The organism is Rhodococcus sp. JVH1 (genome assembly GCF_000280725.2).
Taxonomy (GTDB): domain Bacteria; phylum Actinomycetota; class Actinomycetes; order Mycobacteriales; family Mycobacteriaceae; genus Rhodococcus_F; species Rhodococcus_F jostii_A.
The window spans coordinates 1,542,365-1,553,885 of record NZ_CP166289.1; the positions used below are offsets into that span (position 1 = coordinate 1,542,365).

General features: G+C 68.8%; 9 protein-coding genes. 1 reads left to right on the plus strand and 8 read right to left on the minus strand.

Translation table 11 applies throughout. The annotated features are described in order from the left end of the window. Positions 1-5: 5 nt before the first annotated feature. Both JVH1_RS07240 and JVH1_RS07245 read right to left on the minus strand, forming a co-directional pair. Positions 6-1,673 (minus strand): AMP-binding protein, encoded by a 1,668-nt coding sequence (locus tag JVH1_RS07240; protein WP_009479071.1) that lies wholly within the window; start codon positions 1,671-1,673, stop codon positions 6-8. A gap of 26 nt (positions 1,674-1,699) precedes the next feature. Beyond that, positions 1,700-2,893 carry an NADH:flavin oxidoreductase gene (locus JVH1_RS07245; protein ID WP_009479070.1) on the minus strand — a complete coding sequence of 398 codons (1,194 nt, stop codon included), beginning with the start codon at positions 2,891-2,893 and terminating at the stop codon, positions 1,700-1,702. Positions 2,894-3,047: 154 nt separating this feature from the next. On the opposite strand from JVH1_RS07245, the gene JVH1_RS07250 reads away from it, so the two are divergent. Then, the gene (locus tag JVH1_RS07250) at positions 3,048-4,709 is read left to right on the plus strand and encodes a class I adenylate-forming enzyme family protein (protein WP_043781877.1); all 1,662 of its coding nucleotides are present in this window, start codon (positions 3,048-3,050) and stop codon (positions 4,707-4,709) included. Between the two features lie 82 nt (positions 4,710-4,791). Here JVH1_RS07250 and JVH1_RS07255 read toward each other — a convergent pair whose 3' ends face one another. The 6 genes from JVH1_RS07255 to JVH1_RS07280 form a co-directional block, all read right to left on the minus strand. Continuing rightward, positions 4,792-5,607: a mycofactocin-coupled SDR family oxidoreductase gene (locus JVH1_RS07255; protein WP_009479068.1), complete on the minus strand. Its 816-nt coding sequence runs from the start codon at positions 5,605-5,607 to the stop codon at positions 4,792-4,794. Between the two features lie 19 nt (positions 5,608-5,626). Further along, on the minus strand, positions 5,627-6,277 hold the full coding sequence (locus JVH1_RS07260) for a PaaI family thioesterase (protein ID WP_009479067.1): 651 nt from the start codon (positions 6,275-6,277) through the stop codon (positions 5,627-5,629). Further along, a complete protein-coding gene (locus JVH1_RS07265; RefSeq protein ID WP_009479066.1) occupies positions 6,274-7,146 on the minus strand; it encodes a MaoC/PaaZ C-terminal domain-containing protein in 873 nt (290 codons plus the stop codon). The genes JVH1_RS07260 and JVH1_RS07265 overlap by 4 nt, the downstream gene beginning before the upstream one ends. Before the next feature lie 6 nt (positions 7,147-7,152). Further along, positions 7,153-9,381, minus strand: coding sequence for an acyl-CoA dehydrogenase (locus tag JVH1_RS07270; protein ID WP_043781874.1), 2,229 nt, complete (start codon positions 9,379-9,381; stop codon positions 7,153-7,155). A 24-nt stretch (positions 9,382-9,405) separates the two neighbouring features. Continuing rightward, entirely contained in the window at positions 9,406-10,569 is a 1,164-nt protein-coding gene (locus tag JVH1_RS07275; protein WP_009479064.1) for a steroid 3-ketoacyl-CoA thiolase, read from the minus strand. Positions 10,570-10,751: 182 nt separating this feature from the next. Beyond that, a complete protein-coding gene (locus tag JVH1_RS07280; protein ID WP_011597920.1) occupies positions 10,752-11,363 on the minus strand; it encodes a TetR family transcriptional regulator in 612 nt (203 codons plus the stop codon). Positions 11,364-11,521: the final 158 nt, after the last annotated feature.

Here is an 11,521-nt window from a genome sequence, read left to right on the forward strand (position 1 = left end):
CACCGTCACACGTGCAGGAATCGTTGCCGGCCGTGCGTGTGGAACTCCTGCTCCAGCGCGGCCTTCTCACTGTCGGTCATCTCGTGGTACTCGGGAACACCGCGTCCCACCCACCGGAAGACCGGATCGTCGCAACGCCAGCGCTGTTCCTGCAGCGTGCGTTTGAGCACCTTGTTCGATCCCGTCACCGGCAGGTCCGTCGACACCCGGACGAAGCGGGGAGCGGCCTTCGTGCCCAGGTCGTCCTGGCCGCCGAGGAACGCGGCGAACTCCGCCGGATCGAAATCTGTCGGATCCGACACCTCGACAGCCGCCATCACCTGATCACCCGACCGCGGGTCCGGGACGGCGAACACGCCGGTGGCGACCACTTTCGGGTGGCGCCGCAGAATGCGCTCCACCATCAACGCCGAGGTGTTCTCCCCGTCCACCCGAATCCAGTCACCCTTCCGGCCGGCGAAGTAGATGAAGCCGGCCTCGTCGACGTACCCGAGGTCGCCCGTCCAGTACCAGCCGTGCCGGATACGGTCGGCGATCGCGTCCTCGTTCTTGTAGTAGCCCTCGAACCGCGACGCGCCTGCCTTGTCGACCATTTCGCCGATCGCCTCGTCCGGGTTGAGCACGCGACCGTGCTCGTCGAGTCGCGCCCGGGCCTTCTCCACGCGGGTCTCGGGGTCGACGATGACGATGTTCTCGTTGGCGGGTCTGCCGAGCGCACCCTCGGGGGCGTCGGGATCGAGCGTCACCGAACCGGCGCCCTCGCTCGAGCCGTACCCCTCGTACAGTTCGGCGCCGAACCGGCGGACGAATTCGGTCTTGTCCTCCGGGGAGGCCTCGGTCCCGAAACCGCGGACGAGCGTGTTGTCACGGTCGTCGGGTTGCTCTGGAGTGGCCATCAGGTACGCCAGCGCCTTGCCGACGTAGGTGAAGAATGTGGCGCCGAAGAACCGGACGTCGGGCAGGAATCCGGAAGCGGAGAACTTGCGCGGCAGGCAGACGGTAGCGCCGTTGGCGAGTGCGGGCGCCCACAGCGCCATCAGCGCGTTGCCGTGGAACAGCGGCATGCAGCAGTAGTCGACGTCCTCGCGCACGTGCCCGTACTTGACGGTGTTGGCGTACGCCAGCCGGGCGAGCCGGCCCTGGCTGCACCGCACCGCTTTCGACGTGCCGGTGGTGCCGGACGTGAACAGCAGAAGGAACAGCGTCGACGCGTCGATCCCGGGATCCCAGGCCGGACTCCCGACGACGTGGGACGCGACGAGTTCGGTGTAGGCCGGATCGTCGACCAGCAGAAACCGGTCGTCGGACAGCCCGAGGTCGAGACCGGCGAGCTGCGCCTTCCCCGCGGTGTCCGTGACGATCAGCTGACAGTCGACGTAGCGGATCTCGGCCTCGAGTTCCGCCCCGCGACGGGTCGGATTGATGCCGACGACGGCGGCGCCTGCGAGCGCCGCGCCGCCCAGCCAGAACAGGAACTCGGGGGTGTTCTCGAGCAGGACGCCGACGTGGAACGGTCCGTCGCGCCGCAGCGAGGACGCGACGGCGCTGCGGGCCGCACTCTCGCGCACCACCTCGTCCCAGGTCCAATCCTGTTCCCGGGTGCGCACTCCCAGCCTGTCGTCGCCCAGCCGGTCGAACAGCATCCGGGCGATCGTGGTGCGTTCCAACTCCATCTCTCCTGTCGACACGGTATGCACGCTCACGGCACGCGAAGCACGCAGTGGGTGCCACCGTAGATCGCCGTCATGCACTTGTTGCAGTGAATGCACAGACCGGGGTTGTGGGTCTCGTCCGTGATCCGGTTGACGAGGTCGGGTTCCCGCAGGAGTGCCCGTGCGACGGCCACGAACTGGAAGCCTTCCGCCATCGCCAGGTCCATGGTCGCCTTGCCGGTGATGCCGCCGAGGAGGACGAGCGGCATCGTCACGGCGGCCCTGATCTGGCGGGCGTCCTCGAGAAGGTAGGCGTCGCGGTAGGGGTATTCCTTCAGGAAGTGCCTGCCGACCAACCGGATTCCCAGTTTCGTCGGCTGCGGCATGACGGCGGCGAACTCGCGGAGCGGCGCGTCGCCCTTGAACAGGTACATCGGGTTCAGCAGCGAACTGCCCGCGGTGAGCTCGAGCGCGTCCAGCGAACCGTCCTGTTCGAGCCACTGCGCCACCTGGATGGCCTCGTCCACCCAGAAGCCCCCGGGCACACCGTCGTCCATGTTCAGCTTGGCGAGGATCGCGATCCGCTCCCCCACCGCGTCGCGGACGGCGCGGGCGGTCTCGAGCGCGAACCGGGCGCGGTTCGCCAGCGATCCGCCGTACCGGTCCGTGCGCTTGTTGACCTTCGGGCTGAGAAAGGAGCTGATCAGGTAGTTGTGGCCGAAATGGATCTCCACGGCGTCGAACCCCGCCTCCACCGCGCGGCGAGCCGCGTTGGCGTGAGCCTCGACGATCCGGGCGATGTCTGCCGTGGAGGCCGGCTTGGAGAAGTTCTGAGTGGTCATCCGGAACGCGCGGGACGGGCCCAAGGCCGGGGATCCGATGTACTTCGCGGCCGCGACCGGTCCCGCGTGGCCGATCTGCGCCGACACTGCGGCACCCTCCGCGTGGATGGCGTCGGTCAGCTTCCGCAGACCCGGCATCGTCTCGTCGGTCCATTGGATCTGGCCGGGCGACGTGCGTCCATCCGCGGCGACCGCGCAGTACGCGACGGTCGTCATGCCCACGCCTCCGGCGGCGGGCTGCCGATGGAATTCGATGAGCTCGTCGGTGACCAGCCCCTTCGGGGTCAGGCCCTCGTACGTCGCTGCCTTGATCACACGATTGCGCAGGGTGATCGGCCCGAGTTTGGCCGGGGCGAGCGGATCGACCTTCACTGTGGGCGGGTCGAGATCTATCGTCATATGAGTTCCTCCAGCTGCGATTCGCTGTCGAACGTATCGGCGCCGGGATGTCACGGATCGCGGCAGTCTCGCTGAGTGGTAACCACGTCTGGGCGCCCGTCACGGCGTGCCATCTTGTGTCGGTACGAGTGCCCGAGGACGAAAGGTCGCCCCGATGACTGCCCCTATAGATCCACAGTTGCACCTGGATCAGGTGATGTCCCGCCTCACCGGACCCGGTGGCCGGTTCGAACTCGTCGAGGAGCCGGTGCTCGGCACCCGGATGCCGGTGATGAAGAACCGTGGGCGTTCGGTGGGCGAACTCCTCACCACGTCGCTCCGGTGGGGCGACCGCGACTACCTCGTGACCGCCGATCGCCGCATGTCCTACACCGAGCACGCCGCCGCGGTCGCGGCCCTGGCGACGGCGCTGCGCGAGGACTACGGCGTCCGGAAGGGTGACCGGGTGGCGATCCTGGCCGCGAACATCCCCGAGTGGGTGGTCGCGTTCTGGGCCACGCAGGTGCTCGGCGCCATCAGCGTCGGGTTGAACGGTTGGTGGGTTCCGCGGGAGGTCGAGTACGGACTGACGCACAGTCGCCCCACCGTGGTGGTCGCCGACGCGAAGCGCGCGGAGACACTCGCCGCGGTCGGCACCGATCTCCCGGTCCTCACGATGGAGGAGGATCTGCCTGCGCTCTTCGCGCGATATGCAGGATCCCCGATGCCGCACACCGACGTCGACGAGGACGATCCCGCCGCCATCCTCTACACCAGCGGCACGAGCGGCAGGCCCAAGGGAGCGCTGCACTCTCAGCGCAACATTCTGGCCGTCGTCGACTACCACCGGTTCAGCGACGCGGTGGTCGGCGAGTTCAGTGGACGCCCTGTCGATCCCGCGGTGCCGAGTCCGCTTCGCTACCTCCTGACGTCTCCCCTGTTCCACATCGCGAGCCTGCACAATCTGGTGATTCCGCGGCTTGCGACGGGCGGCGCGGTCGTCATGCACCAGGGCGGATTCGACGTGGACGCCGTGCTCCGCCTCGTCGAGCGGGAACGGGTCACCAACTGGGGAGCGGTACCCACGATGGCGTCCCGTCTGGTCGAACACGACGACCTCGACAAGTACGACCTGTCGTCGCTCACGTCGTTCTCGCTGGCGTCCGCACCGTCGTCGGTCGCGTTCAAGGAACGGCTGCGCGAGAAGGTGCCGTTCGCGCGCAACGCCCTCGTGGACAGTTACGGACTCACCGAGTGCAGTACCGCGATCGCCGTCGCCACCGCCCCCGAACTCGAACAGCTCCCCGGCACTCTGGGCCGTCCGATCATCACGGTGAGCATGGAGATCCGCGACCCGTACGGGGAGTGGCTGCCCGACGGCGTCGAGGGTGAGGTGTGTGTGCGCAGCCCGTTCGTGATGCTCGGCTACTGGGAGGACGAGGCCGCCACCGCCGCGGCGATCGCCCCGGGCCGGTGGCTCCGGACCGGCGACTACGGACTCGTCGAGAACGGTCGCCTGCGGCTGACCGGACGTCGCTCGGATCTGATCCTGCGCGGCGGGGAGAACGTGTATCCCACCGAGATCGAGCAGTGCCTCGACGAGCACCCGGAGGTGCTCGAGTGCGCGGTGATCGGGACGCCCCACGAGGATCTGGGGCAGGAGGTGGCGGCCGTCGTGGTGTTGCGACCGGGTGCCGCGGCCACCGAGGCGGAACTGCGCGAGTACGCCGCGGATCGCCTGTCGTATTTCAAGGTCCCGACCCGCTGGCGGATCACCACCGACCTGTTGCCCCGCAACGCGACCGGCAAGATGGTCCGCCGGGACATCACCGTCTGACCCCGGTGGCCGAACGCCGAATGTCACAGTGGTGCAGTCGAACTGCACCACTGTGACATTCGGCGAGCAGGAGAGGTGAACCTCAGCGGATGAGGTTGCCGAGATCGACGGGAATCTGCGCCCCGGTGATGTATTTCGCCTCGTCGGAACACACCCACGCGACGACGGCGGCGACGTCCTCCGGCTGGGTGATGCGGTAGGGCAGCGAATTCTGGTAGATGGAGCCGAGCGTCGACGCGTACCGGGCGATGAGCGGGTGCAGGTCACGCACCTTCATGCCGGTGTCCACGCCCGCCGGGTGCACCGTGTTGACGCGGATGCGGTACTCACCGAGTTCGTTCGCCATCGTCTTCGCGAGCCCGGTGATGCCGTGCTTGGTGGCGACGTAGTGCCCCGTGAACGGCGTGCCCTTCAGCCCGGACACCGAACTGGTGAAGACGACGGCGCCGCCCTCACCCTGCTCGATCAGATACGGAACCGCCGCCTTCGCGGTGTGGAACGTTCCCGTGAGGTTGACGTCGACCGTCTCCTGCCACTGCTCGGCGGTGATCTCCCACGACAACGCACCCGAGCAGATGCCCGCGTTCGCGATCACGACGTCGAGGCGGCCCAACTGCTCGATGCCGTCCGCGAGGGCCCGCGAGAGGCCCTCGAAATCGCGCACGTCCGCGGTGGCGGAGACGATCCGCCGCCCGGTGGACTCGACGAGCCGGACCGTCTCGGCCAGGTCGTCCTGGGTGGCGCCGGGATAGGCGGTGGACGCGAATTCGGTGCAGGCGTCGATCGCGATGACGTCGGCGCCCTCGGACGCGAACCGGACGGCCTCGGCGCGGCCCTGCCCACGCGCCGCGCCGGTGACGAAGACGACCTTGTTCTCGAAACGGCCGGGTGACGTCATTTTCTGCTCCTGATCGGGGTCATCGTGGGCGGGGCACGGTCTTGTCGACGAACAGTCCCTCGACCGACACGCACACCTGGCCGTCCGCGGTCCGGATGTCGCCGGCGGTGGTGATCTTGCGTCCGTCGACCGACATCAGCTTCCCAGTGAGGGTGAGCGGTTCGAACAACGGCGTCGGGCGGTGGTAGCGGGTGCTCAACTGCGCTGTCATGCCGGCTTTTCCACCCCAGGCGTTGGCGACGCCGAGGACGTGGTCGAGCAGGAGTGCGGACACGCCGCCGTGGACGTGCCCCGGCGGCCCCTGGTACGGGATGGTCAGTGTGACGGTGCCCCGGACCGATCCGTCGGACAGTCCCTCGAGAACGAGGGGCGGCGCGAGCGCGTTCTCGGGTCCGGTGACGGGATCGTGCCGGGTGACCCCTTCGCCGTTCCACATGTCGATCAGCCGCTCGGAGACGGCAGGCGCATGTTCCTCGAGATGCCCGGCGATGCTGTTCAGCTCTTCCGCGACGCGCTCGAGGTTGGCGTTGCCGCGATCGGTCCGCAGCAGCGCGTCGACCACACGCCGGGCGGCGTCGGTCGCCCGGTCGACGGCGGAACCGTCGGGCGGTGACGTCAGCACCGTCCCCGACGGGCTGTTCTCGAATGTGGGATGTGTACCGACGCTCACCCGCTCACCTCCATCGTCGCCTGGGTCAGTACCGGTTGCCCGTCACGGTCGGGGCACGTCGCGCGCAGGGTCAGCCGGTCGCCGTCGTGCCAGACCGCGGTCTCGACGGTCTCGCCCGGGTACAGCGAGCCCGCGAACCGCACCGCGTAGTGGCGCAGGCGCGTGGGATCGCCGTCCAGCATCCCGTCGACGACGGCCTTGCACACCACACCGTACGACGCGAGCCCGTGCAGGATCGGCCTTTCGAACCCGGCCGCGGCCGCGAAGTCGGGGTCCGCGTGCAGCGGGTTGAGGTCGCCGCTGAGCCGGTAGAGCAGGGCCTGCGCCGTCCCGGTGCGCGACACGAGCACCTTGTCGGGTGCGCGGTCCGGCGCCGTGGCCACCGACTCGGGTCCCGGGGAGCCGCCGAAGCCGCCCTCATCGCGGGCCCAGATCTGCATCCCCGTGGTCCACAACGGGTTCCCGCCCGAGTCGGTGGCCGTCTGTTCGAGCACGATGACGGCGGCCTTGCCCTTGTCCCATACGTCGGCCACCCGCGAGGACACCCGGGCCTCACCCGACGGAGGAATCGGCGCATGCACGGTGAGCGACTGTCCGCCGTGCAGGATCCTGCGCAGGTCGACGTCGATGCCGGGCAGGCTCAGTCCGGTCGCCGGTGCGTCGCCGGCCGAGATTCCCTGCCCCGCGACGAGCGCGAACGTCGGCAGCACCTGCAGGTCCTTCTCGTACGCCCAGCGCAGTTCCGCGGGGTCATGAGTGTTCTCGCCGGCGCCGAGGCCGAGGTGGTAGAGAATCACGTCGCGCTCGGTCCACGACACGTCGCGTACGGACGGTTCCGCGGTCAGCGCGGCCTTCACGTCGATCGCCATGTCAGGTCACGCTCCCTTTCCGGGCTCGGGGTCGCGGGGCAGACCCAGCAGTCGTTCGCCGATGATGTTGAGCTGGACGTTGGTGGTGCCGCCCGCGATCGACATGCACTGCGAGTTCAGGAACATCTGCGTTGCGGACGTGCGGGGCTGGTCGCCGAGCAGGGCGCGCGGTCCGGCCCAGTCCATCGCCACCTCCCACACCTGCTGGATGTGTTCGACACCGAGCAGTTTCGCGACCGAAGACTCGGCACCCGGTTGCCCGCCCGCGATCGTTCGCAGGGTGGTGCGCAACCCCATCAGGCCGCCGGACTGTGCGTCGCACAGGACCTTGCCGAGCACGGTCAGCTGCTCTTCGTCGATGCCGCCGGGCAGTTCGCCTGCCAGGGTCAGCAGAGCCTCGCCGCCGGAGCCCAGCGAGGAGTCGTGCGACAGCGACACCCGTTCGTTGGCGAGGGTCGTGCGGGCGAGCTTCCAGCCGTCGCCCGGTTCGCCCACCAGGAGTTCGTCCGGGACGAACACGTCGTCGAGGAACACCTCGTTGAACAGGGCCTCGCCGGTGATCTCGCGCAGCGGCCGGATGTCGAGACCGTCGCTGCCCGACATGTCGATCAGGAAGTACGACAGTCCCTTGTGTTTGGGCACCGAGCCGTCCGTGCGGGCCAGGCAGATGCCCCAATCCGCGTCACGGGCCATCGACGTCCACACCTTCTGCCCCTGCAGCACCCAGCCACCATCCACCTTGGTGGCCCTGGTGGTCAGGCCGGCGAGGTCCGATCCGGCGCCGGGTTCGGAGAACAGCTGGCACCAGACGAGGTCGCCGCGCAGCGACGGAGGCACGAAGCGCTGCAACTGTTCTTCGCTGCCGTGCGCGATGAGCGTGGGCACCACCCAGTTGCCGATGATCATGTCGTGGGGCTTCAGCGCGGCCGCGCGCAGTTCCTCCGCGATCACGAGTTGTTCCACGGCACCCGCTCCCCTGCCCCACGGCGTCGGGAGGTGCGGTGCGGTGTAACCCTTCTCGGCCAGGTACGTCCTGCGCTCCGCCTCGCCCATCGCGGCGGCGGGCGCGAGTTCCGCGACAACGTCGGCGCGGATGTCCTCCGCGTCCGGCGGAAGGTCGATGCCGAGGACCCGGCGGGCACCGCCCAGGGTCGCGCGGGCAACGCGCCGCCGCCACGATGCGGTGGACCCGAGCAGGATCCGCAGCGACTGCGCCCGGCGCAGATACAGGTGGGCGTCGTGTTCCCAGGTATACCCGATGCCCCCGAGTACCTGGATGCAGTCCTTGGTGACGGCGAACGCCGCGTCGGGTGCGGTGGCCCCGGCGACCGCGGCCGCGAGTGATGCCTCCGGCGCACTGCAGCGCGGCGCGGCCGTCGCGGCCCTGGCACTGCTTCCGGGATTCATCGCACGGGCCGCGTCCCACGCGCAGACACGGGCCTGCTCCGCGAGGCAGAGCATGCGGGCCACCCGGTGCTTCACCCCCTGGAACTGGCCGATGGGGCGGCCGAACTGATGGCGCACGTTGGCGTAGTCGGCGGCGGTGGTCACGGCCCAGTCGGCGACACCCGACGCCTCGGCGGCGAACAAGGTGGCCGCCAGATCGCGAACGCGTTGCGAATCGATCTGCAGCACATCGACTTCGGCGATCGCCAGCCGATTCGCCGCCGCGGTCGCGCTGCGGCGCACCACGTCGTGGCTGGGCAGGTCGGTCACGTCGAGCCGGTCGCGGGCGACCACCACGTAGACGGTCTCGTCGCCATCCGTTGCCGCGAGCAGGAACAGGTCGCCCACCTGCCCGCCGAGGACGTACCCGGACTCACCGTCCAGTGTCACCACTCCGCCGTCCCGGACGAGACGCAGCGAGCCCGGCTGCAGGGCCACCGCACCGAGGGTCGAACCGTCGGCCACCCCGGAGAGCTCACCCGTGCGCCCGGACTCGTGCAGGACGGCACCGAGCAGCACGGTCGGGAGGAAGGGACCGGGCAGCAGGACCCGGCCGAGTTCCTCGGTGACCACTGCCAGTTCCACCAGCCCGCACCCCGCCCCGCCCACGTCTTCGGGCAGGTGGAGTCCCAGTACGCCCAGGTCCGCCAACGACTTCCAGAACAGCGGTCGTTGCTCGGTCTTGGCCTCGACGGCCTCCCGGAGCACGGCCGGGGTCACGGTCCGCGTGGCCCAGCCCCGCACCGAGTCGCGCAGGTCGCGCTCTTCTTCGGTCAATCCCATTGTCATGTCGGCCTCGTCGATCGTTCGGGGTCAGATTCGTTCGATGATGGTTGCGGTCGACAGTGCGCCACCGGCGCACATCGTGACCAGCGCGGTGGAGGTGTCGGAGCGCTCCAGTTCGTGCAGGGCGGTCGTGATCAGCCGGGCCCCGGTGGAGCCCACCGGGTGTCCGAGGGCGATGGCGCCGCCGTTGACGTTCACCTTCGACATGTCGGCCCCGTGCACCTGCGCCCACGACAGCACGACGGACGCGAACGCCTCGTTGATCTCGACGAGATCGATGTCGTCCAAAGACATTCCGGCGCGTTCGAGGACCATGCGCGTCGACTCGATCGGCCCGTCGAGGTGGAAGTACGGGTCGGAGCCGACCATGCCGGACGCGACGATCCTCGCGCGCGGCCGCAATCCGAGTTCGCGGGCACGGCCGCCGTCCATGAGCAGGACGGCGGCGGCGCCGTCGCTGATCTGGGACGAGTTGCCCGCGGTGTGGATATGGCCGTCGATCACGGGCTTCAGGGCCGACAGGGCCTCCGCCGTCGTCTCGCGCAGTCCCCCGTCCCGGGTGACCACCGCGAGTTCACCGGTGGGCGTGCCGGATTTGTCCACGACGGGAGCGGTGACGGGAACGATCTCGCAGTCGAACCGTCCGTCCGCCCAGGCCTGGGCGGCGCGTCGTTGCGACTCGAGCCCGAACGCGTCGACGTCGCCGCGCCCGAGTCCGCGCAGGTCGGCGATGCGCTGGGCGGACGTGAACTGGTCGCCCATGTCGATCGACCAGTCGTCGGGGTACGGGTTGCCGGTCTCCGGTGTGACGGCCTGGCCGAGGAACACCCGGCTCATCGCCTCGACACCGCACCCGATTCCGGCGGAGATCTGGCCGGACGCGATGAGACCCGCCACGACGTGCACGGCCTGCTGGGAAGACCCGCAGGCGCAGTCGAGCGACGTGGCCGCCGTCGTGTACGGCAGTCCCGCGTGCAGCCATGCCTGCCGGGTCACGTTGTTGGACTGCTCACCGGCCTGGGTGACGCATCCGCCGACGATCTGGCCGATGTCCGCCGGGGCGACCCCGGCGCGTTCGAGGACACCCCGCTGTGCGGCGCCGAGCAGTTCGGCGGGGTGTAGTCCGGACAGTGCCCCGCGCCGGCGCCCGATCGGTGTCCGTGCCGCGTCGACGATGACGGCGTTGCCCATGTTCCGCTCCTTGGGTTCTTCTGACTCGCGGACGCGTCCGCGGCTCATTTTTGAAATGTATTCTATTTTTAAGGAGACATCAATGCCCTTTGCCGTGCGAAATAGTTCTCCGCGCAGCTCAGAGGTCAGGAATGAATTTCATTTCGATCTCGACGGCGAGACGGCCCCACGCCGGCGAGCTGTCAGCGATGCGACAGATTGACCAGCAGCAGGTCACACGCCCTACGAATGTCGGACTCGGCATCGGGAATCGAGACCCGGCCGTTGAGGCAGGACTGGATGACACCGAACCACAACTGCACCAGCAGACGCAGTGCCGTGAGGTCTTCCTCCGTCGGATGTTCGATCCCGGCGGCGTCCAGCATGATCTGCCGGAATGCCCGGTCGACCTTCCCCGCGTCCGGCACGGACGCGACGTTGGCGGTGCTCGTGGATTGGATCATCGCGGTGGACAGTGCGGGCCGTCGCAGCAGACCGCGGGTGGCGCGGACGAGCACGTTGTACACCGCATCCTGCGGCGATTCGCCGGGGGGCGCGCTCTTCTTGAACCCGACACCCATCCGGTCGATCTGGTCGACCATCACGGCGACGAACAGATGCGTCTTCGACGGAAAATACCGGTACAGCGTCCCGATCGCGACGCCGGCGCGTTTGGCCACCTCGTGCATCTGGACCCGGGCGAGTTCCTTCTCGGTGGCCAGTTCGATCGCGGCCTCGAGCATGCGGACGTGGCGGGCCCGCTGTTCCTCCGAACTCGGTTCGGCAGCGTCCCGCACTTCGGCGATTCTCGGCACCCTCGATCCCCCTTCACTCCGCACACAGCCCCGGATCCGGTGTCGATTCTCGCATTGGATCGGGAAAGCATCGAATTTCGTCCGGTGAGTGGGACCGCGCATGCCGTAGGCCGCCCGGATGCGATTGCGTGAACCCCACGACTGGACCGCCAGTCTCC